The sequence below is a fragment of the Sphingobacterium griseoflavum genome, from assembly GCF_014653155.1.
Lineage (GTDB): Bacteria > Bacteroidota > Bacteroidia > Sphingobacteriales > Sphingobacteriaceae > Sphingobacterium > Sphingobacterium griseoflavum.
This window is the reverse complement of sequence record NZ_BNAF01000001.1, coordinates 230,653-255,816: the sequence shown is the minus strand read 5'-3', so window position 1 is coordinate 255,816 and position 25,164 is coordinate 230,653. Positions and strand designations below refer to the sequence as shown.

Sequence of the window (25,164 nt, the reverse complement as noted above, 5' to 3'; positions counted from 1 at the left end):
TATACCAAAAATTATAGTTGTATAGATGACCATATGGTCTGTTAACTTCATGTAATAACGACCAAAGCCGGCAAAAGTTTTCCCTTATTGATCAACCAAAAAAACAGCGTGTCCATCACCTACTTCTTGTTGTAATTATACGTTTTCCCCCCTTGCAACAACTTCATTGACAGCTTACTTGGATCAAAGTGTATACGGATCTGTGCTGCATCAAACTTAAACTGATGCACCGCAGTGGATTCCAGTGGAAAAGCAGATTGGCCGGTTGCCTGCGCCATCAACACACCATCCGCTATTGTAATGCTGATTTCCAGCGGTATATCTTTAGAATTGTAGTTGCCGACATATTTGCCAAGCTCTTCTTCCGACGGTTTGTAATCCGAATACTGCGGAACCTGAACAGGCTTACCATAGACCGCACTGAGTGCTGCAACAGTTACATCATTCATATTAATAGCGCTACCGTTGCTGATGGCAGCATACGTGACGTCGCCCTCATCAAAGTGTATGAGCATGGATGAGAAACCGTCTATATTTCCGCCATGGCCGTATCCCGTCTTTTCATAGAATGGGATACGCATGATCCCGAGTCCAAAAACGTTGTCCAATGTCTTCATAATTTCCAAACTCTTCGCTGTAAGCAATTTTCCGCCAAAAAGGGCTTCACTAAATTCCACGAGATCTTGTGCAGTGGATACAATCGCCCCAGCGCCGCCAGGAATAGACATGTCAGTTTCCTGCTCTAGCTGCCAACCTGCTTGACGACGATAGGATTTAGCCTCCCCTTTGCTCGTATCGATCTTACTTCCGACAAAAGTATGTTGCATGCCGACTTTACCGGTGATGTTACGTTTCAATAGTTCCCGATAGGGCACGCCATAGGTAGTTTCCAAAATAAAGGTTAAAAGCACAAAGTTGGAATTCGAATATGCCGTTTTAGTACCGGGCATAAAATCACTACCGCCCGAAGCAATAATTTGAAGAATCTCATCGCTATTTTTCGATTGGCCGCTCCAACTCAGGTAGTCGGGACGGTTGGTAAAATTGTTGATACCACTCTTGTGTTGTAGGAGATGCCGGATCGTGATATGCTCAGCTTCGGCCAGTTCCGGAAAAAAAGACTGGATATGCTGATCCAGCGTCAGCTTTCCCTCTTCCACAGCCTTTAAAACCAATACGGAAGTAAAAGTTTTACTGATTGACCCTATTCTGTATTCGGTTGTTGCCGTAGCCCGCTTTTTTTCCTGCACGTCCGCATAACCCAAGGATGTGCTGTAGATCGCCTGCCCCTTTTGCGCAATACAAATCGTCCCCATAAATTTATCATGCTTTTCGAGCGCATGAAAAAAGCTATCAAGTTTTACTTTTTGGAAATCCTGCCCAAAAGCGCAGAGATTTATCAAACAAAGGGATATAATTGGGAGTAGGGATTTGTTCATTCGCTCTAATTTGTTCATCGCCTGCCGGAGAAGGCTTGGCTAAAATGGTAAAAAATAATCGTAAAATCAAGAAATATCACCACTATAGGCGTGTTCTATGATGTTCATATGCGCTAGCTTATACCTTCTGTAGGGCAGGCTATATAACCCTTGCCACTGTTTCCTACAACACGCAAGAGAATAATCAGCTTATCTCACCGGTGAAAACGCTGACAAAATAAAGGTGACGATCAACACTATCTAATATTTTTTGTTCGGCATCTCCGGTCGCTTCCGCTGGTCGAAGGTCTTCTTTATGTACTGTACCAACGATGGATCACGGTGCTCTTCCATATCGCTCAGTTCCAATTCCAGTGCTTTGTTGCTCAATTGAATTTCTACGAAGGAGATCAATAAGGACACCGAGAAAAACAATAAGCTAAGCGCAAAACAGAGCTCGGCAAGGATAACGCTCTCCAAGTATATCCCGTACATACAAACGATGCAAGTAATGAAACTCAATACCCCCATCCCCTGCATATGCCGCAGCAGCTTAAGCCGGTAGCGCAAATTGCCAATTTGCCCATGCAAAACCCCCTTCTTGTTATGTTCCAAATATTTTGCATGCAAACTGCGAACCAGCGCGGCCAAAGCCAAAAAACGGTTGGTGTAAGCCAGCATGATTAAACTGATTGCAGGAAAAAGCAAAGCGGCGGTATTGTAGGTGATCATAGTTGAAGCGCGATAGCTGTTTTTTTATAACCAATTGGCTATCCCCAAACTTACAAAACATCTGTCGAAGCGCAAAACCGAGCATTAGACCAAACCGGGCAAAGTTCTGTTCAAAGCTTGAAGACTGTATGTAAAAAAACTCTCCAGCGTGTCATGTGCTGGAGAGTTTCTTACCGTTTGGCAAGTTGCCATCAATAACCTGGATTTTGTGTGAGGTTCGGGTTAACGGCGATCTGCTGGCTTGGGATGGGGTAAACCAATGTTTTCGGATCCGGATCAGCAGCCTTCTCCTGCCAAGCGTCCAAGAATTTACCGAAACGGATCAAATCCTGCCGCCGCCAGCCTTCCCAATAAAGCTCCCTAGCCCGCTCGTCCAAGAGCTCATCGAGTGTCAGTGCCGTTAAGTCGGAAACACCGCGGTTGGTACGAATGCTATTTACCAATGCCAGCGCGTCCGCGGATGTACCCGTCCCTCCCCGCAGCATGGCCTCTGCCTGCATGAGCAGCACATCAGCGTAGCGGAATACCACCCAATCGTTATTGCGCTGTCCCGTTACGGCATAGTCAAACGCATATTTCATCGGCCGTATTCCGGCCACTTCCAACGTAGCCCCCGAAGTGCGTATGGTCACTTCACGTGTGAAAGAGAGCGGTGCATTCGATGGGTTTCTGGCCATTAAAGGCCTGTTCGTGCTCCAATTATATTGCTGGCCAACAAAAAAGCCAACATTTTGCCGATGGAAATTTCGTAATCTATTGCCGGTGGTGTCGGCATCATATTCATAATATATACCGCGGCGCTCATCGTTGGCACTAAACTTATCATAATAATCCGACAAGGTACACCAACCGTTCCATCCGCCTGGCGTCATGTTGTAATGTGCAATGGTGTTCCATGTACGATCTACCGCGCCGCCACGCTCACCGTTTTGATTGAATAACGTAAATATATTCTCCGTCGATTTCGTATTGTTATCAGGCGCGAAATTATCAAAATATTTGCCCGCAGCAGAGATCGTGTACCTTCCTGAGGCACTGATCTGGTTTGCTAACGTAACCACTTGATTCATATCTTCGGCAGCAAAACTCGGCGACTGCCGATTTAAAAACGCGCCCTTGTTCAGATAAATCTTCATCAGCAATGTGCGTGCTGCATTCTTATTGGCTACATAGGCTGCCGTAGGACCATTTTCAGGTAGCGCATCCATGATTTCATTCAACTCGGCGATCAAGAAATCGATGGCCTCTTGTGGTTGCAATGTGGTGGGAGGAATCTTAAAGTCTTCCAATGACTCGCCTTGACGGAATGGCACCTTTCCATACAAATCCAACATATCAAACATTACCATGGCACGGATAAATCGTGCCTCGGCCGCTTGTTGCGGACTGGGATTAAAGCGTAAAACGTTACCCGCGTTGTAGGTAGCGGTACCCAAACTCACAAACGTATTGTTCATGTAACCATTGTCGGCATTCCACGTGTGGAGATGTATAGCGCGGTGCATGCCGTTATCGTCCCAATCGCCGCCACGCGTAGGCGCCATGGCTGCATCGGTAGAGACTTCCTGCATCACCCAACGCTGTTCTTGCTGATAGGGAACATTGAGCGACGTATAGGCATTAATCAATACTGAGGCGGCGCCAACATTACCTTCTGCTGCTTCCTCCAGCTCACTCCTAAAATTCTCCGTGAGTTTTGTGCAGGATGTGGCGTTAACGACGAGTGCCCCTGCAATAGTTGTATATATAAATGATCGTAATTTCATCTGTTTATCGTTTTTTTTTCATTTAGTTCATGTACATCTGTCCGTTTACAACGAAAAATTTACCCCCAGCAGAAAATTTCGGGATGGCGGATAAGGCAAATATTCGATCCCTAAGGACGGGATACCATTTGTCGCCCCATCGGTATTCACCTCGGGATCAAAACCAGTATACTTGGTGATGATAAAGAGGTTTTGCCCGGTGAGCGAGACGTTGAAATTTTTAAACGTCTTGCCAATATCCCCCATGTTGTAACTTAACGTCAGGTTAGCCATTTTCAGGTAATCGCCCTTTTCTAGGTATCGGGTCGATGGAGCCGATGAGTTTGAAGTCGATTCTTTTACCGAGGTATCGAAAAAGTTGGAGCCGATATTTCGTGTCGACAAATTACTGACACCTAAAACCGTAGCTGCTGTATTATTAAATAGATAATGGCCCATTGCTCCATTCATGTTGGCGGCCAAAGCGAATTTTTTATAGTTCACGTTGGTAGAAATACCCAATAAGGTCGTTGGATTAGGGCTATTGGCGTAAAACTTATTCTGTGCCGGATCGTTTGCAGTACTGATACTGCCGTCCAAACCGCGGTACATGCTCATTCCCGTTTGCGGATCGATACCTTCATACTGGGCTAAATACCATACGTTCAAGGGCTGTCCGTTTGTCATGCGTTGCCCAAGTACGCCTGAGAAACCTTGTCCACGTAATGCCCCCGTTTCGTAATCACCTAGTAAACCACTTACTCTGTTTTTCAAAAACGTCACATTTCCAGTTAGATCCCAGTTCCAATTTTCATGACGAACAAGTGTTCCTGTTAACGCTATTTCCACCCCCTTGTTTACAATTTCGCCAGCTAGGTTCACCCAAATTCTGCCGTTGGGTGCATCCTGCGCAAGTGTCTGCTCAAAAAGGGCGTCGGTTGTTTTTTTACTGAAGAAATCCACCGATCCATAAAGACGGTTGTTTAAGATGGCGAAATCAATACCGGCATTGATCGTTGTCGATGTTTCCCAGCGTAGATCCCGATTTCCAAAATTTGTTTGATTAGCGCCTTGGTTACTAAAAACAAATCTCGGCAACGAAGCTCCAGATGGAAATTCTTGATTACCAGTACTTCCCCAACCCAAACGAAGTTTTAGTTGACTAAAAATATCACTTGATTTCAAGAATTCTTCTTCGGCGACGTTCCAAGCAACGGCCAGTGATGGAAACAAAGCATATTTATTATTTGCTCCAAATTTTGTCGAACCATCGCGACGGATTGTAGCTGTAAGCAGATAACGGTCTAAATAATTAATACCGGCGCGTGCAAAAAATGACTGCAGCTCATTTGTTGGGCTCCGGTACGAGCCAATTTCCCGACGAGCAGCGGGCGAGTAGTCCAAGTAGTCGTAATAATCAAGGCCTAGAAAATCAAATCCGCTACCGAAGGATTCGTTGGTCCTGAAATCATAACTTAAGTACTCATATCCCAAAAGTGCATTGACACTCCATTCTTCATTTATTTTTTTGTTGTAGGACAAGGTATGCGTCATCTGAATATTTGTCTCTCCATTATTGGAAATAAAAGCCTGCTCGTCCCGTACCAAAGCAGGATCGATGAGTCCTGCTCGATACATTCCTTGTCGGCTACCCGTTTGCCGCATCGCACTGTAAATCATGCGATACTCCAGATCGTCAGTAATTTTGTAGTAGGGCGAAACGTTTACGACCATGGTGTTGGTCGTTGCCAAATCTTTAAAAGCGTCAATGGAAGTCAGCGGATTTCTGACTGTGGAACTTACAAAGGTCGAATTTCCCTGGGCATCACGAATTGCTAAAGTCGGATTCCATTGCAGCGCTTGCGAAATCACATTCCCTTCAGAGCCTACCATTGCACTGATTGGGGCGTAGCGCGTGTCCAGCTGCGTTAGGAATAAAGACAGATCCAATCCCAATCTTTTATTTTCTAAAAACCGGAAATTACCTGTCAGATTACCGGTATACTTCTTCAAATATGAATCTAAAATTATTCCATTTTGATTAAGATAACCTCCTGATAACCGATATTTTGCGTTTTCGGTCCCTCCAGTAACATCGCTATAGTAATTTTGCGTTACCGCTTGACGGGTGATGGCCCGAAACGCATCTTCATTGCCGCCGAAGTCGGCATTTTCTACTTCTGTCGGCGTATAGTAGTTTAGTGCTTCTCTGAAGCGGTCGGCACTAAGAACTTTTGGATATTCTCGCATACCCGATATACCTGCTGAGGCGCCGATCGATATCTTTGGCTCCCCAATCGTACCTTTTTTTGTCGTGATGAGTACAACCCCATTGGCACCGCGCGAACCGTATATTGCCGTTGCGGAAGCATCTTTGAGGATGTCCATGCTGGTTATGTCAAGCGGATTCAAGTAGGTTAGTGGATTACCACGATCCGAAGCAAACCCGCCACGTCCCTCAGGCAGTGGAGAGTTGCCCGACATGGGCACGCCATCCAACACAAATAAAGGGTTGTTGCTCGACCGAATTGAAGAATTTCCGCGGATACTTACCGTAACTGACCCACCAGGCTGTCCCGTATTGTTGATTACCATAACCCCTGGTGTCTTTCCCTGTATTAGCTGATCGGGACTGGTCATAATTCCTTTGTTAAAATTTTTTTCTGCAATGGTAACCATGGCACCCGTCAAATCTTTTTTTCGCGCTGTCCCATATCCTACAACAACGACTTCATCCAAGTCTTGCTCGGCGTTGGGCTGTAATTGGATATCGACGCGCGTACCCGTAATAGCCGTCTCCTTTAGAGAATAGCCAATAAAGGTTGCTTCTAGGTTTTGCGCAGTAGCAGGAACCTCAAGACTATATACCCCATTTTCATCGGTGGTTGTCGCAATGGTCGTTCCCTTAACTTTTACGGTAGCCCCCGCGAGTGGGCTCCCTGTCTCGTCCAACACGGTTCCCGTTATCGTTCTTTGTTGTGCAAAGATAAACGAAGATACCAGCAGCAGGGCTAGCGTCATGACGCTTTGTACAAGTAATTTATGTTTCATATAGTGTAAAATTGATGATTTGCTTAAGTCGATCATGCCTCATACAGCGCTGATGCCCATGAAGGCCAATCCCTGAAGAAGGCTTGTTTGCCGCGTCGATGATAAAAACCGGCCATACACGTTTTAGCGCTTTTGTTAGTTGATAATACATTGTTTATACCTGGTTGCTATGAGGTATCTAAAGTTGCGAAGATCTTGTCATCAAAATCAATCACAGCGTATCAATTTTATATCACAGCGTATCAAAAATGATACATCAGGTATTTTTAATGCAGCAACAAAGTTTAGCCATCTATTCCTATACCTTTCAGAAAACCTGCGATTGGAAAACAAATTCGGTAGGGTTTTACGTGTTGTGCATCTAGTTACGTTTGGCACAGTAATCGCTACGTTATTGTACACGATACAACAAGTTTTGAAATGTGCGATAAGCAGCACACAAAATTGATAGTCAAAATATTGCCATACCGATCATAAACTGCAGCTTCTACAAACAAAATGTATGATAGCTGTACGACGATAAATCAGCTAACGATAAACTAAACACTGTAAACAAAATATGATGAATTCATTTCACGTGAAGACGGATATCAACATATTGTTGTCCGAAACATTTTACGAATTGGGTAGCCTTGCGCAATCCAGACAAATCGACTACCGACTTACCTTACCAAAAATCAGTCTTACAACCTGGGCAGATAGCGAAACATTTCAGCAACTTTTCGCCAGGCTTATACGGGAAGCATTACGGCACGCCCTAACGCAGGTAAGCGTCGAACTACAGCCATTCCGCAGTGATGATTGCAACTTTCATATCACATTGCATGCAGATACCGACACGACATGGCCTACATTTCTCGCCAATATTGTTGATAACCTAGATAGGGATGGAGAAAGCAGGACGCATCCAGCAGTCTACGACAGTCCTTTGCCCCGACGCTTTAAGGGATATCAAGTAAACGGAACTACGGATAACCAACACCTTTGTATAAACGTCGCTATTCCGCTTGTGCCTGTAGCAAGCGTTTCCTACGACGCCGTAGACCATTCCGATACCTCCCGCGTGAAACCGGTAGGTACTACGGAAACAAATGATAAGCCCATACTGCTGCTCGTAGGCCATGAAACCGAGATGCTAAACCACTTACGTGGAGCTTTAAAAACGAGCTATAGCCTGTTGTATGCCCAACATGGTAATGAGGCGCTGGCTTTATTGGCAAAACATGACATAGCACTCCTTATTTCTGCCATGGCAATGCCTGTCATGGATGGCATAGCGCTTTGCAAACACATCAAGGCAAACGCATTTTTTACGCATATTCCGGTAATACTTTTAGGGGGGCAGCACGAAATGGCGAATAAAATACAGAGCCTGCACAGCGGAGCGGACGCTTACATGGAAAACACTGCTTCTTCGATCATGCTGATCGCGCAGGTTGAGAATATTCTCGAGAACAGGCGTTTGCTACAAAACTATATTTCCAATAGACTACAAGCAAAGTTGGCGACCTCGCCTAAGCAAATGGGAAAGCACGATTTTATGAAGCGTCTGGAGCTTGTTATATACCGTCATATACCAGAAGTCGACCTTACGGTGGATGAACTTGCCAAACGCATGAACATGAGCCGTCCCACACTATATCGCAAACTAAAGAAGTGTTCCGCTATAACACCCAATGAATTGATCCACATCATTAAACTGAATAAGGCGGCCGAGCTGCTAGCGCAACAGCAATACAATATCACGCAAGTAGCCCATATGGTCGGCTATAGTGGACAGTCGAATTTTTCACGAGATTTTCACAAGCATTTTGGAGCACCGCCCAGTATTTACGGATCAATATCTGCAAAACGCCACGATGTCGCATAAGATGATGGTATACTTCCTTCATGTGAATTTGCCAAGAAAATGGCACAGATTTTGCGACACGATTAGTATTCATAATTTAGGTTAATAATTGGTTAGTTAGTAAAAATCCTGAAGCTCCCCGCTTCAGGATTTTTTATGTCGTGCTTTACGCATGTATTGGTGTAAAACATGGCAGCTATTGGATGATCAGCTTATGTTAGGGCTATAGCAAGGCAACTGCACACCAAAGGTAGGGAGCTTGCCCATGCAGGTCGCCTGCATTGCGGGGACGATCGTAATAATATTGCTTGTCATTTTTCTTCCCCGTACCGATACATACCTCTGTTACGTTATTTCGTTCATCAATGAAGGGCACAAGCGCCGACCAAGCTTTCCGGGCTGCTCCGCCATATTCTTGTGCATCAAGCCACCCCTGCTGTACGCCTACAATAAATCCGTAGGTGAACATGGCAGATCCCGATGTTTCGGCCCAGCAGTTTGGGTCGTCGATCAATTGATTCCACATACCGGAGGAAGCTTGGTGAGCTTTAAGATTTTTCATCATGGTACGGTAGCCCTTCAGGATGCGTGGCCGGTCGGGATGCGTTTGCGGCAGGTGCGTTAATAAATCCGCCATACCCACGGCCATCCAACCATCTCCGCGTGCCCAATAAAAGGGAACATCTGGCGCATGGTAAAACAGACCATTGGGCTTCTGCAGCTCATCCAAATAAAGAACCATTTCTTTAGCGGCGCGATCAATATATTTTTGATCTCCCGTAACTTTAAATGCTTCAGTTTGCACGACCGTAATCATGTACATATCGTCGATCCAAAGACGAGTTTGCCAAGAATATCCCTTATCGGCCCAAGCTTTTTCCTCCGCCTTATGCTGCGCAGGCAACTCCCATTGCGTATCGGCATAAGATAGGCCCATGTCTAAGTATCGCTTATCTTTCGTTACGCTATACAGTTTCAACGCTAGGCTTCCGAACATGTTGTAGTCGACATGATTCTTGGGCGGCAGGAGCGCTTTCTCTAGTGAAAAGAATGGCTCAAATTTGGCTATCAATAGTTTAACAAGCTGCTCATCATTTGTTTTGCGCGCAAATTCGAGCGCGCCGTTCCAAGTACATACCTCAGCATAATGTATCCATCGGCCTGCATATAGCTCATGTCGACCATCCACAAAATGGTAGGCCAGCGCTTTGCCGACATCCTTTGGATGTTGACCATCAGGCCAGTTTTTGAGTAAAGGAGACTGCGCATTTAGCAGTTGCGTGAACAGTAAAAATAGCAATAGAATTAGGGAATTTTTCATCATAATGAACTTGTTGGTTATAGGATTATCGAATAAACGTCCTCAATAGACGTCGCGTATTAAATGTTTATTTGGTTATCGAATTGCTCCTGCAATTTCTGAAATGTCTTCGAAATAGCTGAACGATACCGTCTCAATAAATTGTGCTATTGTATCAAATCACCTTTTGATGGCTGGGGAAAGCCTTTTTACACGGGTCAGTAAAAGGGATGTACGGTATAGTCCATTTTTCTATATCATGTCACAATGATACACGGGAACAAATCTTATTGAATTTGCTATTGCGTCACAGCGAGCGGCACTTCCTTGACGGCACAACAGGTTCCGGACTGCTGGTGTTGCAGAAAAGCTGTAAAAAAACATAAAATAAGCAGCACGTGAAAAGCCCGCCGAAAAAGCGGGCCTTTCACGTGTTGTAACTTAGCACGAGCAAGAATTTATAGCTCGCGGAATGAGGGCAATCTACTTCAATGTTACGTCCAGATACACCGAGTGGCGTCCGTACGTATCGTAGAAAGGTTTAAATACAACATCGTCGACGTTAAACTCTAGTTTCGTAGGATCGCCCTTTATATCTTTACCAATATCTTCTGCATCGAAGGTTATCTTTCGCCAATCTTTACGTGGTCCCGGCTCTTGTGCAGCAAGTAATATCGGACCATAAAATAAGCTCGCAATATTCGGTTGGTCCATGACGGGATCCAAATGAAACTGGAAGGGCATCTTTAAATCGATTACATCTCCATCTTTCCATTTACGGCTTATTTTTAAATAAGTGCCGGGAACCGCGGAAGACTTTTCGACTTTACCATTAATGGATACAAAGAAACCTTTGGTCGCCCAAGCTGGTACCCGTACGTGAAGATCAAATCTGCCCCCGCCTTTGATCGTAAGACGCGTTTCGTCTGCCTTAGGAAAATCCGTGGTTTGTTCTATCTTCATACCGCGCTCGGCCCAATCCAATGTAGATGGGATAAAAAGATTCACAAACAAAGCGTGGTTGTCCCTGCTTTTAAAGTAGATAGCGTTTTGCAACTTGGTACTGCTCTCTATGGCGGTGCCATTGCAGCAGGTAAATCCCGTCATATGCGCATTGCTAAACTGTTTCATCGAACCGGGACGAAGGGACACGTGGTAAGTATTCGCTGGGCTATCCTCTGCGACAGAAGCCAAAATATGGTTATACAAACTACGCTCATAATAATCCATCAGTTCTGCTCGTTGATTGAACAGAAAAAGATTACTGGTCAGTTTCAACATGTTGTAGGTCGCGCAGGTTTCATTTTGGCCACCTGCCGAAAAGCCATGTTCGTATAGGGTTGCAGGCTGGCTGATGAAACATTCTGCATTGGCTGGATTGCGAGCGCCAGCAACACCGCCGATACTATACATATAATCGTTAACCGTTTTGTACCAAAAGTTATCCGCTATTTTATAGTACTCCGGCTTATTGGACACCCGGTACATCTCCATGCTGCCTACGATTTGAGGGATATGCTGGTTTGCATGCAATCCGCGGAAGGTATCCACATTTTTGGCTAGTCCATGCGAGTGTTCTGCGTCGCCATAAAACATCTTGATGTTATCAAACAATCTCGCGGTCTCCAGATAGTGTTGGTCGTTCGTAATCGCATAAAGACGAGCCAGCGATTCGTTCATGCCACCAAATTCTCCAGCAATATAGGTATTCCACATTTGGATCAAGGTATCCGTGGGCACTTTGCTCAAACGCGCATAAACCCAGTTACTCATTCCTTTCGCCAAGTCCAATGCTTTTTGGTTTCCGCTCACTTCATAAATATCGATCAATCCGGCCAAGATTTTATGTAGGGTATAATAAGGCGCCCAAACTTGATTGGTTTGTCCGCCATACTTCGCGCCTTGCTCTAACATGATAAATTGATCTGGCGGGTACGCGCTGATAAATCCTTCTCCCCAGTTCCAATAATCGTTGCGGATCCCATCTTGGCTTAAATCCGAGTCATATGCTGTCTTCCCCGGTCCAATGGGCACGGCGGTAGGATCAGCGACATAAGCCCCCCCGGGATGTTGCGGTCTACCAGACATTTGCGCCAACTCAAATAATGTATTGACCATATAGGTCATTTTCTCTGCGAAATTGTTCTGTAAAGCCTTATCATATCCTGTTCCGGCATATGCCTGTGCAATGGCGGTGAGGTAATGACCCGTGGCGTGTCCGCGAAGTTTTGTATCTTGGCTATCCCAAACCCCCAAAGGCTCAGCTCCTTTCGGCTGCGTTTGTCCAAACGCATGGCGAAACATATAGAGAAACGAATTCGGATCGGTATCGGCCAAGGTTCGTACAAACTTATCACGGTTCTCCATAAATTTAGTATCCTGATTTTTTTTATCATTGTTCAATGATACTTGATCAAGATGAAAGCTCACCAGCTTGGACATCGGCGTTGCCGATTTGCTGCTACCCCTGACTGTAATGATAGCTTTCGGTTTTAAGTCTGTACCGGGAACACGTCCTACAACGGTGTAGCGACCGGCGGTCGACACCTCGCTGTTGTCGGTCGGCGCAGGCCATATGACCCGTACCTTCGGCCCGACTAAACCATCGCGATAGATGCCCTGCACGTAGCTCGGCAGCCGGGGAAGTTCGCCCACGGTCGTTTGAACGGACACATCAGATACGTGCTGTAGATACGCATTATACAACTGTGCCTTCGTCATGGCAAATTGCGGCAAATCATCCTCGGCCTTTCCCGTATGCCCGGTCTCTTCATGCAAATCTTTAAGGGAATTATAATAAATGCCAGCAATCTGCGTGCGCGTTAGCGGTACGCGATAAATACGGAAATCATGCAGCAAAGCGTCCAATGTCGCAGCGCCCTCACCTATAGCCTTGCCAATGAATAGCTGCCGGTTTACACCAGCTTGTCCGAATATGTCTGAAAGTTCGAGCGAGATATTTTTGACTTCTCCCACAGACTTCCCGTTCACATACGTTTGCATAGATTTTGAAGGAAGATCGATAACGACTGCTAGGTGTACCCATTTATTCATATCAAAGATGGGCGAAACGATGTTATTGCGCTGTCGCTCATTTACAGAAAGACCAACTTGGCATCCCGATTGTGTATCTGCGCCAACAGGCGATACAAAAAAGTGCGTTGATGCAGATTGACCAAAATCAAAAAGATATTGTCCTTTTTTTGCGGAACGCATATGAACCCATCCCGTTATACTCAATGATTCCAAATCGCTCATTGCTTCTGCTGGAAGTATGATATAATGCGAATTGGCAGCGTCAAGCGACAGTACTTTACCGAATTGATCGTCTTGTATAAAATCGGGCTTTCCACCGACAAATTTACCGTGTAAATTATTACGCGACCAGTCTTTAAGGTCTCCATCGAACACATATCGCGCGATCATTCCCGTTTCGCCAATACCGTCTAATATTTGGTCTCCGCTCTGCGCATATGCGAACGGAACGCTAGTTGCTAAAAGAATCACTGTGACAACATGGTATGCTATATCCTTAAATGTCTTCATAAATAGATTACTCGTTAATAAAGAATAAAACTAGCGAGATAATCCTTCGCCCGCTACATTTATTTTAGCTAACCATCACAGGATATTAACACGAATAATAGCCGGAACTTTCTTGACGCGGTGATCCGCGCAGGACGATAGACATATGCGGGAATACCAATAATCGAACACCTTCACGCGCAAGATTATACGGTCTTGAAGCTACATACCAGGTTACCGGGTAGGAACAATCTTACAGCTCCAAGATACTGACATCACGCAGCATGTATTTCAGCCTTTGCGTATTTTTCAGTACCTTCTTTTGTTCACTGCTGAGAAGGATCAACACGCCGTTAAATACGAAGGATTGTTCGCCGGGATACGCCACCTCCCATGGCTTGCCGTCCGGCCTGCTATTGAGCGCGCCACAAAGGACGTCTGCCACGCCAGCCATCCACCATAAATCCGGATGTTTCAGAAAAAGAATTTTATCATTATTGCGCTGTAGCAACTCAAAAAGTGTCTTCGCCGTAAGTTTCTCTGAAACAAATAAGTAGGACTTCCCACTGGCAACCACCGCCTTTTCTATCTCCACTTCTACCCGTCCTTTTTGATTGGCACGATAACAAAATAAGTAGTTATGCCGTAGAAAAGGAAATCTCAATTTTGACAAAATATGCGAAATCTTCCATTCCAATGGCAACGCATCGAACTCTTCATGATACTGTTTCAGCCCTGTTTTTCCCATCGATTTTGTTTTAGTTTGGCAGCATATAAAATTACAGGCCCGCAATACGACAACTCCTCCCCTACTTCAAGACACAGCTAGACAGCAAATACCGACTTGCCCATCCTTCAAGGATAAATCCAATAGCGGAAGTTGATCAACATTCGAATATATAAAATAAGTATTCATTTATAGATAAGTTCGAATATAAAAACCCTAATTTTTAGCGGAGCACCCTCCCTAGATCAGCAATAAGATCTTCTGGGTCTTCAATACCGACGGACAAACGCAGTAGGTTGTCCACAACTCCGACTTTCTCCCGTGCATCTTTGGGTATTGATCCATGCGTCATACTGGCTGGATGGTTGACTAAAGACTCCACTCCCCCTAGAGACTCGGCTAAGGTAAACACTTGAAAACGCGAGGCTACACGGAATGTTTCTTGCAGATCAGCATCGCGGAGTACGATGGATATCATCCCCCCAAAATCGCGCATTTGCTTTTTCGCCAGATCGTGTCCGGGATGGTCGACAAGGCCTGGCCAATAGATCTTTTCTACCTTGGGATGATCTTTCAAGAATGCTGCTACCAAACGTGCATTTTCACAATGTGCCTTCATACGTACATGCAAAGTCTTAAGACCGCGAAGTGCTAAAAAGGCGTCCTGAGGCCCCGGCGTACCCCCTACAGCATTGTAGTAAAACCACAATTTTTGATAAAGTGCTTCACTACGCATCACCAAAGCGCCCATAACCACATCGGAGTGCCCATTTAGATATTTTGTTGCCGAATGCATCACGATATCAGCTCCCAAATCCAAAGGGTTTTGCAAATAAGGTGAGGCAAACGTATTATCGACCACGAACAACACATCATATTTCTTCGCCACCCTACCGATAGATGCTATATCAGCGATTTTAAGTGTCGGATTGGTAGGTGTCTCTATCCATATCAGTTTCGTTTTTTCCGTCAATGCTTTTTCAACCTCACTAGCATCGGAAGTATTTACAAATACAAACTTAATCCCGTATTCCGCATAAACCTTTGTAAAAATCCGATACGAACCGCCATAAAGATCATCGCCCGTCACTACTTCATCTCCTGGCTTCAGCAACCTTAATACGGTATCTGTAGCGGCCATTCCACTTGAAAATGCCATACCGAACTTGCCATTCTCCAGTGCAGCCAAGCAATCTTCCAATGCTTTGCGCGTTGGATTTGTACCACGTGAATATTCAAAACCTTTATGCTCGCCAGGAGACGCCTGCTTGTAGGTGGACGTTTGGTAAATTGGGGTCATAACAGCGCCGGTTGTAGGATCGGCTTCTTGCCCTGCGTGTATCGCTTTCGTTGCAAATTTCATACTGAAAATTAAAAGTTACCACCCAAAGGGGCAATCGGAAGTCCGACCTTGTATATTGCCCTATTGATGTGTATATGTTTTTACTTTATGAATAGGAGTGGCTAAGCCAAATAAACTTCGTAGTCAGGCTCGCTCCTCCACATCCAAATTTAGCCAAAGAAAGTCTCTTTTACAAACCAAGCGGCTTTGAGACTGCACACCTTCCTCTCAAAAATCTAAGGGTGATGGATATGCGAAGGTATAGGCTAATTCGTTCGAGATTTTGTCTCCTATAACAAGCTTTTGAAAGCTATTTTCATCAAGAAATGCCGAGGGCAATTCGAAATCGTATTTTGCGGCAGATGCTCGGATCACATCTTTTTTTGTGGGGTGATCGGGTGCGACCAAATTATAGCGAAGAGCTGACAAACGCTGTTTAAAACCAGCGTCCAACAAATTGACAACATCTGTCTGGTGGATAAAATTTGCAATTTGTGCCCCTGTTGTACAGACCTTGCTTTGGAAATATTTTGCAAAAATTCGCTGTTCTCCAAATAGTCCACCTAAGCGATATACCACGGTATCGTGCAGCTCCAGCATAAGCTCCTCTGCGAAAAGCAACTTATTCCCTTCAGATGCTATGCTACTTTCCTCCGAATATATGCCGTCCTGATCGGGATAAACGCCAATAGAACTGAGATAAATATGTTTGCGATATCTTAGTTGGATCAACAACTGTTTAACGGCAGTAAAACGAGCGTCCAATCGTGCCCAATCCAGCCGCTTTACCGCCGGAATGCTATTCAACACAAAATCTACTTCTGGGGGAAAGTTTTTCAAATGGATTTCTTCTTCGAAATTGGCCTTTATTGCAAAAATACCAGCGGCTTGCAACCGCTGGTATTTTTCGGAATCGGTTGTGGTCGCATAGATTTCATGCCCTTCTCGCAATAGCTTGGCTGCAAAGGCTTCTCCAATCCATCCACAACCCAAAATTAAAATCCTCAAGCTTAGATCTATTTAGTTATAGTAGTTTCTTGAAAAAAGTCTTTCCCATATTAGTAAGCTTTCGCAAAGAGCACTTTTTGCGAAGAAGGTTTACCGGTAAAAATACAAACACCTTTTTCCTGTTTTGCATCCAATGGAATACAGCGGATCGTTGCTTTGGTTTCCTCCTTCACGCGTTTCTCCGTTTCAGCGGTGCCGTCCCAATGGCAAGCGATAAACCCTCCCTTATTTTCCAGCACCTCTTTAAAGGCTTCATAAGAATCAACCGCGGTGATATGCGCATCACGAAATTGCAGCGCTTTTTGATAGATGTTTTCTTGGATAAGAGCTAACGTGTTTTGGATAGTTACAGCTAACCCCTCCTGCGCTACGGTCTCTTTGCTTTGGGTATCGCGACGAGCCAACTCTACTGTTCCATTCTGCAAATCACGGGCTCCCACAGCTATCCGCAGAGGTACCCCCTTAAGTTCCCATTCGGCGAACTTAAATCCCGGACGTTGCGTGTCCCGATCATCATATTTAAAAGAAATATCCATTTGCTTAAACTCTGCAATCAAGGCATCGACAAAATTATCGATCCGTGACTTTTCCTCATCTGTCTTATAGATAGGAACAATCACGACCTGAATCGGAGCTAATTTCGGTGGCAGCACAAGACCTTGGTCGTCGGAATGTGCCATGATAAGTGCGCCCATCAATCGGGTAGAAACACCCCACGATGTCGCCCATACGTGTTCCTGTTTTCCTTCCTTCGAGGTAAATTTAACGTCAAAAGCTTTTGCAAAATTCTGTCCAAGAAAATGGGAAGTACCGGCTTGTAGCGCTTTTCCATCCTGCATCAATGCCTCGATGCAATAGGTATCCAATGCCCCTGCAAACCGCTCATTCTCCGTCTTCCGACCCCGGATGACGGGCACCGCAAGAATCTTTTCGGCAAACTCTGCATAGACCTCCAACATGCGCTCCGCTTCTTCCACCGCCTCATCACGCGTCGCATGTGCGGTGTGGCCTTCCTGCCACAGAAACTCCGCCGTTCGCAAGAACAAACGCGTGCGCATCTCCCAACGAACCACATTTGCCCACTGATTAACAAGTATTGGTAGATCTCGGTAAGACTCTACCCATCCTTTGTAGGTATTCCAAATGATCGTTTCAGAGGTTGGGCGAACGATAAGCTCTTCTTCAAGTTTGGCTTCCTCGTCTACAACAATATTTCCCTCACCGTCATTTTTCAAACGATAGTGCGTCACGACGGCACATTCGGTAGCGAATCCCTCCACATGAGCTGCTTCTTTGGAAAAAAATGACTTTGGAATAAACAATGGGAAATAGGCGTTTGTATGTCCAGTTTCTTTGAAACGCTTATCCAAGATCGCCTGCATGCGTTCCCATATACCGTAGCCATAGGGCTTGATAACCATGCATCCGCGTACTGCCGAGTTTTCGGCCAAATCGGCCTTGATCACTAAATCATTGTACCACTGCGAATAGTCTTCACTCCGGCTTGTTATTCCTTTTCCCATCTATGTATTTAAATATTTCTATAACAATTTGTCTATTTTTTTCGTTTTGACACCAAAACCTCTGCGAGCGCTAAAGTTTTATTTATATTTTTGAAAACGGGATTAAACCCTACCCAAAAATACGCGTCTAAGATAGTAATAAAGACTGTATTTATCGAAAGTTTTAACAGTAGCGGATATCATGAAAAAAAATAAATTATTAATCGGAAGTTTGGCACTAGCCTCTGTTGTGGCGCTCGGCTCGTGCTCGACCAGTAGGCAAGTTGCTTACAAAGACGACGTGTACAACAATCAAACTAGATCGCAGCGCGATTACCAAAGTCCGGATTATTATTATACCGATGGACAACAGGTTCAAGATGATTATGCACAGAATGAACATTACACCGACGATTACTCAGATGAGGAATACATTGAGGGGTATGAATATGACGAAGGCTTAGAATACGCCAATCGTATCAATCGGTTTTACTATGCTGGTCCAGGCATGGGCTACTATGACCCTTGGTTTGATCCGTGGTTCGGATATGGCGGAATGGGCTTAGGCTTCTCCAACTGGGGTTGGGGCGGTGGCTGGTCGATGGGATTCGGTTGGGGTGGCGGCTGGGGCTGGGGCTCACCTTATTACGGTATGGGCTGGGGCTCACCTTGGGGCTGGGGTGGCGGCTGGGGCTATAACGCCTGGGGCCATCCGTTCTATGGGTTCAATAATTTCTACTATGGCAACAACATATACGGCGGCAATCGCTATCGTGTAAGGCCTATGGGATCTAGCGTGCGCACAGCTTCAAGATCAGGTTATAATAGCCGTGTGGGTACACGCTCCGGCGTTCGTGGTTCATCGGGGATCGTTCGTGATAACAGCGGACGCATTCTAACTGGGCGATCAGCGGTAAGGGCGACAGGCAGCGCACGCGATGGAGCGGGAACACGCGTTAGCAGTAGGTCTGGCGTGCGCACAAGCAGGGATGGTACGGTTGTACGCGGTGGAAGCACAGTAAACGGTAGCCGGGTAGGTACAGCACGAACCAATCGTGGTGAGTCTGCAGTGGGCCGCACAGGAACGTCTCGCTCTACAACGAGATCATCAGTGGGAACTTCGCCACGTTCTCGGGGAACATCAATGGGCACCTCTAGATCGACGACCCGCCCAACCACTTCGGGCAACAGCTCGCGGTCACGTAGTTCGTCGGGATCCACATACACACCTTCGAGAAGTTCTTCAGGAAGTTCGATGTCTAGAGGCTCATCACGCAGTTCAGGTAGCTCGATGTCCAGCGGAGGCGGTGCTTCCAGAAGCTCCGGTGGCGGTGGCGGCGGTGCTCGTTCTGGTGGCGGAAGAACAAGATAATAGCATTACGAATAGCCAATATGAAAATCGTTTATATTGGCTATTTTCTTTATATCACTCATAACATATGAAATTAAAAAATATACTTTTTACTTCTTTATTTGTATCATGCCTCGGCATGGATATACAAGCCCAAACGGTGGATGACGCGCTTATTTTTTCGCAAGAGCATAACGGTGGAACAGCTCGTTTCAAAGGACTAGGAAATGCTAAAACTGCGCTAGGTGGTGATTTGAGCTCTATTACCGGAAACCCGGCAGGCTTGGGTTTTTTTGGACAGTCTGATATATCGATCACTGCAGGATATAACAATGCTCGTAACCAAGGCAGCTATTTCGGAACAAACGCAACCCGCAACAAAGGTCGTTTCAATATAGACCATGCGGGTGCAGTATTTCACTTCCCAAAGAACGAAGGTTACCATGGATGGCAAAATTTCAATGTGGGATTCAGTTACGAAAACACCAACCAATTCAATAATAATGTCCGATTTGAAGGTGTTAACCCGAACAACACGATTGTTAGTGCCTACACGGATGATATTGCGGCAAACGGAAGTACCGGGTTTGCAAACGACTTGCGTGATCTGAAATTGATAGAACGTTTTTCTGACAATACCGCCGGCTACTTCCCGATAACAAATGAAACAGGCGATAAAACACAGATAAATGACGTGCTAACCAGTGGCTTTAGCTCGCGCAGTGCAATTGCTTTCGGTGGCAACTACAATAACAAATTTTATATAGGTGGTACTATCGGCGTAGCACGATTCCGCTATGAAAGTTCCTCGCAATTTTCAGAATATGGTTGGACGAAAACCGCCGCGGTAATATCTCCGGACAATCCAGACTCTGACTTCCTAGATCCTTCCAGTGGGAACAATCAATATTTGAACGCCAACTATGAATTGCTAGACGACTACTACCAAGTGACGGAGGGAGCAGGTTTCGATTTTAAAATTGGCGCCATTTATAAGCCATCTGTAGACTGGAACCTCGGAGCCACCATTACTTCGCCGACATGGTATACGATTGACGACTACAATGACAACTACATAGGTGTGGATTACTTCGACAACGAAGCTGCAACGAGCTCTTTTGATTCACGCGACGTGGAATATACGAACCCTACTTACACCTATCGGCAAATTACGCCTTGGAGGTTTGCACTGGGCGTTTCCAAGTTCTTCAGCCGCGGGCTCATAACCGCTGATGCGGAATATATCGACTACAGTACGACGAAGCGCAGAACAGTCCAAGGCCGCAACACCAATCAGGAAAATGCTTGGGATGATGCGGTTAAGCAATCGTATCAATCTGTCGTAAACTTCCGCTTGGGTGGCGAGTATTTATTTACCAATGCAATCAGTGGACGCGCGGGTTTTAATTATTTTGGGAATCCTTACCAAGGTGCAGATAATACGCAGTATAGTGGCAGCTTAGGTATAGGAGCAAAACTTTCAAATACTCTTTACATGGATCTTGCGATTGTACATTTCGTGAACGATTATAAAGTAAGACCTTATACCATTGACGAAGGGTTTTGGAATACGCCAAATCCCACCGCCGATATCAAACACCAGCGCACAACAGGCGTATTGACATTCGGCGCCAAGTTTTAGCGACGGCAGGAACAGCCTTCCTCGCGAGAGCTATAGGATACAAATATTTGCACCTCATAAAACAGCTATCTACTTAGATAGCTGTTTTTTTTAACATTTTACGGAAAGTTCGTGCGCAACCAGTTTTCTAGAAAGACAGGGCACGAGAGCCCTTAACTTCTCTAGGGCAGATTGCATGCGCAAAAGAAAAGGGAAACTAGGATTGCAACCCATCTTCCGGTTTTAAATTCCTTTTCCGAACAAATAGGTTGTAGTTTTCATGTTTTTCCACATACACTTCTTCGCCTGCGTCGATAAAACCATCGAGTGCTACCGCATCGTACCACACTCCATCGATTTCGATCTTACCTCCAGGGCGTAAAACTGTGCGTGCGATAGCATTTTTATGAATAAGATTTGTTTTCTGCGGAGATGATACATAGCCACGGCCGGCTTGCTGCTCATCAGACAAAACCAACACGCGAAATGCAGAGGAGCGCAAAATATTCCTACCGAAAATGACCATCAGAACAATGGTCAACACCATCGCTCCCGTTACAATTAAAAATGAATTCATCAATAGCCCCGGCTTTGTAAGTTTAAAATCAAGGAAATTGTTGTCGACCATCGAAAAGGCCAAGCCACAAAGTACACATATTATTCCTAGAATCCCAGCGACACCAAATCCGGGAATGACAAAAACTTCCAGCGCCAATAGAATAACACCTATTATAAAAATAGCGATTTCCCAGTTGTCGGCTAGTCCTTGAATATAAAGTGGTGCAAAGAAGAGCGATGCGGAAACGAGCGCTACGACTAAAGCAAAGCCGATTCCCGGCGTTTGCAACTCAAAGTAAATCCCGCCGATAATGCCTAAAATAAGTAATCCACTAACCATCGGATTGATCAAAAAACCTACCATTGCATCAACGAATGTAACCTCATGCTGAACCACTTCTGCAGGCTTAATATGTGCCTGTTCATATAGTTCATTTATATTTTTGACTTCCGCCTTTACCAAACCCGCTTTCACCGCCTCGGAAGCGGTCAATGTGAGCAACTTACCATCTGGCTTTAATTCGGTTAAGGACACTTCAGGATCCACGAATGCTTCCGCGATCTTTGGGTTACGTCCCTTTGCCTCCGCAGTAGCGCGCATCAATCCACGCATGTAGGATTGATATTTCTCGGGCATGATTTCACCATCTTGATTCACCACGCTAGCGGCGCCTAGGCTACCGCCACGATGCATGTAGATTTCATCGGCAGCCAATGAAATCAATGCGCCTGCAGATGCGGCATTATTATTTATATACACAATACTTTTCATTTCAGCGCTCAACAATTTGGAACGGATAGAGTCTGCAAAATTTACCGCCCCCCCAAAGGTATTGAGCTCGATAAGAAAAGTGGATGCCCCAACTGCGAGGGCTTCTTTATAGGCGACATCGATGGTACGCCACGCATTTGGACCGATCTCATCCTTGATATCCACTTTATATACCGTTTGCGCAACGGAAGAATCCAGTAACACCAAAATTGGAAAGAGGAAAGCCAAAAAGGATTTTGTAATTTTGTTCATATATTGATTTTAATAACCGTCATCATTTTTCTGCAATGACTAAATATACGATATATAAAGCATTTGAAAAAAAATTTCCGTCTCCGATATGGAAAATAGTGGTTGATGGCCAAACCAAGCAGGTAGGAATCGAAACGCGCGATCATGAAACAACGAGACCAACGCTTTATGTACTTGATTTTGAAGGAGAAACCTTACTGAACAATAAGCTCATCCACGAAAAAGAGTGGACATTAGAGGCCCTGCAGCATGGACACGTTATTTTAAAGCGTTTGGGCGACACCGCTCCAATCAATGCGGGCATACAGTTGCTTGATCTGCAGGGAAACACACGTTACCTTTCCTACGATTACATGTGGGTCGACACCTGTATTGATTTTGTGAAGATGAGACCTCGCAGTATACAAAATGGCTTTGAAGAGTACCTCGATATAAAAAGTGCAACGAAGGCCATCGATCACGATAGCGCTCGCGACCGCTATAATATGGACCTGAAAATGCCCGCCCCCTTTACGCAAACCTTACCGCCCCATCTCGCGCATCTTGATTACGTTGATAGGCCATGGATTAGCCGTGTTGGTGACAAATTGTTGATAAGCTATCACCGCAAAGATGGGGATAGCTATCAATTAAACCTTTGTATCTCCTGTCAATCTAAAGTCCTACACGAACAAACTTTGTTACAGCATATGCCAAAAATGATCCCACAACCTTATTTCCAATTGGGGCATCAAATATTCTTAATGTCATATAATAAACAGGAAATTGTTTCGTATTTAGTATAATTGCAACCGTATGATAGAAACAAAAGCTTTCCCCGCTTTCATAAAAGCGGTTTTTTTAGGTGCGCTATGTTCGCCTTTTTTATTGTTAGCCAAGGCTATACCCTCTCCTTCATCCAACCAGCATGTCCATCACCATGTTCCGGATTCTATCGGCACAGAAATTATAAATGGACAAATTTATATTATTCATCGTGTGGAAGTAAAAGATACGTACTATGGACTTGGCCGCCGTTATGGTGCCCAAGTAAATAGCATTATGTCGGCCAATAATAAAAAGTCTTTAAAACCTGGAGATACAGTAAAAATACCAACGAATCAGCGTGCATCTACGCCACCGGTTAATCAGCCTATTGCGCAGCAACAACCGCAAGGTACTCCTACGACAACTGTAGAAGAAGAGGTGTTGACGGCCTATAAAGTCGGGAAAAGCGAAACGTTATTTGCTATCTCACGTCGATTCAACACGACAGTGGATGAAATTAAAAAGATGAATAATTTGACATCCAATGCCGTGAAAGAGGGTCAAGTGTTAAAGATTCCGAACTCGGATTACCACGAGCCAGCACCGGTGATCATTCCGGAACCGATCATTGATACACCGACCTTGGCCGAGCAACATACAACAGATCTTGGATTTGAAGCCAATCGTTACGGTATACGTGAAAAACAGGAAAAAGGTATCGGTGTTTGGATGGAAAACCTAGAAACCGATGGGAAGAGCAACCTGGCGTTACATAAAACAGCTCCTATCGGCACTATCCTTAAAATTACCAATCCAATGACGAAGAATGTAACCTACGCCAAAGTCGTGGGTAAATTCACCGATAATGCCGATACGCAGGGTGCAATTGTTATTTTATCGAAGTCTGCAGCAAGCTATATTGGTGCATTGGACAGAAGATTTTTGATTGAAATAGCGTATGGTGTACCTTTGCAGTAACTTCAATTAACAGCACATAGATGAACAAACCTTACGTAATCGGGATAGCGGGGAGCAGTGGGTCTGGAAAGACTTTTTTTTTAAGGAGTTTTCTCCATCATTTCTTACCAGAAGATGTGACGCTGATATCGCAGGATGATTATTACATACCGGCTAATACCAAAACTAGAGAGGAAAATAGGCTCTACAACTTTGATGTGCCCACATCCATCAACCGAGAGGCTTTCTATCAGGATATAAAACAATTGTTCAACGGTCAAATGGTTTATCGGGAAGAGTATACGTTCAACAATCCCGAAATAAAACCAAAAATGTTGGCGATTAAACCCGCCCCTATTCTCATTGTAGAAGGCCTGTTTATCTTTCATTACGAAGAAGTAAACGAATTGCTGGATTTTCGGATATTTTTAGATGCCGAAGAGTCCGTAGCTTTAGAAAGGAGATTGCGCCGCGATTTGATAGAAAGAGGGTATGATCACGATGACGTGATGTACAAATGGATCAATCACGTCGTACCATCCTACAAGGAGTTCTTAGCCCCCTATAAACCCATTTGTGACTTGGTAATTATCAATAACACCGACGATCCGAAAATCATCGACGACGCAGCCAACAAAATCTCTATGGATCTTCGTGAAAAAAAATCAGACATCACCATTATTTAAATAAAATCTAAATAACTATAT

Annotated in this window: 17 protein-coding genes; 6 read left to right on the top strand and 11 right to left on the bottom strand. The window is 44.8% G+C overall.

The annotated features are described in order from the left end of the window. Positions 1-119: 119 nt before the first annotated feature. The 4 genes from IE165_RS01070 to IE165_RS01055 form a co-directional block, all read right to left on the bottom strand. Complete coding sequence (locus IE165_RS01070; protein ID WP_229826243.1) at positions 120-1,316, bottom strand: serine hydrolase domain-containing protein; 1,197 nt, start codon at positions 1,314-1,316, stop codon at positions 120-122. A 363-nt stretch (positions 1,317-1,679) separates the two neighbouring features. Continuing rightward, positions 1,680-2,150, bottom strand: a complete 471-nt coding sequence (locus IE165_RS01065; RefSeq protein ID WP_189624742.1) for a DUF2721 domain-containing protein — start codon at positions 2,148-2,150, stop codon at positions 1,680-1,682. A 191-nt stretch (positions 2,151-2,341) separates the two neighbouring features. Then, complete coding sequence (locus IE165_RS01060; RefSeq protein WP_189624741.1) at positions 2,342-3,916, bottom strand: RagB/SusD family nutrient uptake outer membrane protein; 1,575 nt, start codon at positions 3,914-3,916, stop codon at positions 2,342-2,344. A gap of 45 nt (positions 3,917-3,961) precedes the next feature. Next, positions 3,962-6,946, bottom strand: a complete 2,985-nt coding sequence (locus IE165_RS01055; RefSeq protein ID WP_189624740.1) for a SusC/RagA family TonB-linked outer membrane protein — start codon at positions 6,944-6,946, stop codon at positions 3,962-3,964. A 559-nt stretch (positions 6,947-7,505) separates the two neighbouring features. Here IE165_RS01055 and IE165_RS01050 point away from each other — a divergent pair. Then, entirely contained in the window at positions 7,506-8,816 is a 1,311-nt protein-coding gene (locus IE165_RS01050; protein WP_189624739.1) for a helix-turn-helix domain-containing protein, read from the top strand. Between the two features lie 202 nt (positions 8,817-9,018). On the opposite strand, the gene IE165_RS01045 is transcribed toward IE165_RS01050, so the two are convergent. The 6 genes from IE165_RS01045 to proS form a co-directional block, all read right to left on the bottom strand. Then, a complete protein-coding gene (locus IE165_RS01045) occupies positions 9,019-10,119 on the bottom strand; it encodes a glycoside hydrolase family 88/105 protein (protein ID WP_189624738.1) in 1,101 nt (366 codons plus the stop codon). A 459-nt stretch (positions 10,120-10,578) separates the two neighbouring features. Continuing rightward, entirely contained in the window at positions 10,579-13,641 is a 3,063-nt protein-coding gene (locus IE165_RS01040; protein WP_189624737.1) for a beta-L-arabinofuranosidase domain-containing protein, read from the bottom strand. Between the two features lie 232 nt (positions 13,642-13,873). Continuing rightward, entirely contained in the window at positions 13,874-14,368 is a 495-nt protein-coding gene (locus tag IE165_RS01035; RefSeq protein ID WP_189624736.1) for a hypothetical protein, read from the bottom strand. A gap of 202 nt (positions 14,369-14,570) precedes the next feature. Then, a complete protein-coding gene (locus IE165_RS01030) occupies positions 14,571-15,710 on the bottom strand; it encodes a cystathionine gamma-synthase (protein WP_189624735.1) in 1,140 nt (379 codons plus the stop codon). Between the two features lie 207 nt (positions 15,711-15,917). Then, positions 15,918-16,697 (bottom strand): NAD-dependent epimerase/dehydratase family protein, encoded by a 780-nt coding sequence (locus IE165_RS01025; RefSeq protein WP_189624734.1) that lies wholly within the window; start codon positions 16,695-16,697, stop codon positions 15,918-15,920. Positions 16,698-16,747: 50 nt separating this feature from the next. Next, positions 16,748-18,220, bottom strand: coding sequence for a proline--tRNA ligase (proS, locus tag IE165_RS01020; RefSeq protein WP_189624733.1), 1,473 nt, complete (start codon positions 18,218-18,220; stop codon positions 16,748-16,750). A 181-nt stretch (positions 18,221-18,401) separates the two neighbouring features. On the opposite strand from proS, the gene IE165_RS01015 reads away from it, so the two are divergent. Together IE165_RS01015 and IE165_RS01010 are read left to right on the top strand one after the other, a co-directional pair. Further along, positions 18,402-19,571 carry a hypothetical protein gene (locus IE165_RS01015; protein WP_189624732.1) on the top strand — a complete coding sequence of 390 codons (1,170 nt, stop codon included), beginning with the start codon at positions 18,402-18,404 and terminating at the stop codon, positions 19,569-19,571. 67 nt (positions 19,572-19,638) lie between these two features. Then, positions 19,639-21,192, top strand: coding sequence for an OmpP1/FadL family transporter (locus IE165_RS01010; protein ID WP_189624731.1), 1,554 nt, complete (start codon positions 19,639-19,641; stop codon positions 21,190-21,192). Between the two features lie 196 nt (positions 21,193-21,388). On the opposite strand, the gene IE165_RS01005 is transcribed toward IE165_RS01010, so the two are convergent. Beyond that, on the bottom strand, positions 21,389-22,753 hold the full coding sequence (locus IE165_RS01005; protein WP_189624730.1) for an NfeD family protein: 1,365 nt from the start codon (positions 22,751-22,753) through the stop codon (positions 21,389-21,391). Positions 22,754-22,788: 35 nt separating this feature from the next. On the opposite strand from IE165_RS01005, the gene IE165_RS01000 reads away from it, so the two are divergent. From IE165_RS01000 to IE165_RS00990, 3 genes are read left to right on the top strand one after another with little or no spacing between them, the layout of a single operon-like run. Beyond that, positions 22,789-23,538 (top strand): hypothetical protein, encoded by a 750-nt coding sequence (locus IE165_RS01000; protein WP_189624729.1) that lies wholly within the window; start codon positions 22,789-22,791, stop codon positions 23,536-23,538. A 10-nt stretch (positions 23,539-23,548) separates the two neighbouring features. Further along, on the top strand, positions 23,549-24,478 hold the full coding sequence (locus IE165_RS00995) for a DPBB and LysM peptidoglycan-binding domain-containing protein (protein WP_189624728.1): 930 nt from the start codon (positions 23,549-23,551) through the stop codon (positions 24,476-24,478). Between the two features lie 20 nt (positions 24,479-24,498). Further along, on the top strand, positions 24,499-25,143 hold the full coding sequence (locus IE165_RS00990; RefSeq protein ID WP_189624727.1) for a uridine kinase family protein: 645 nt from the start codon (positions 24,499-24,501) through the stop codon (positions 25,141-25,143). Positions 25,144-25,164: the final 21 nt, after the last annotated feature.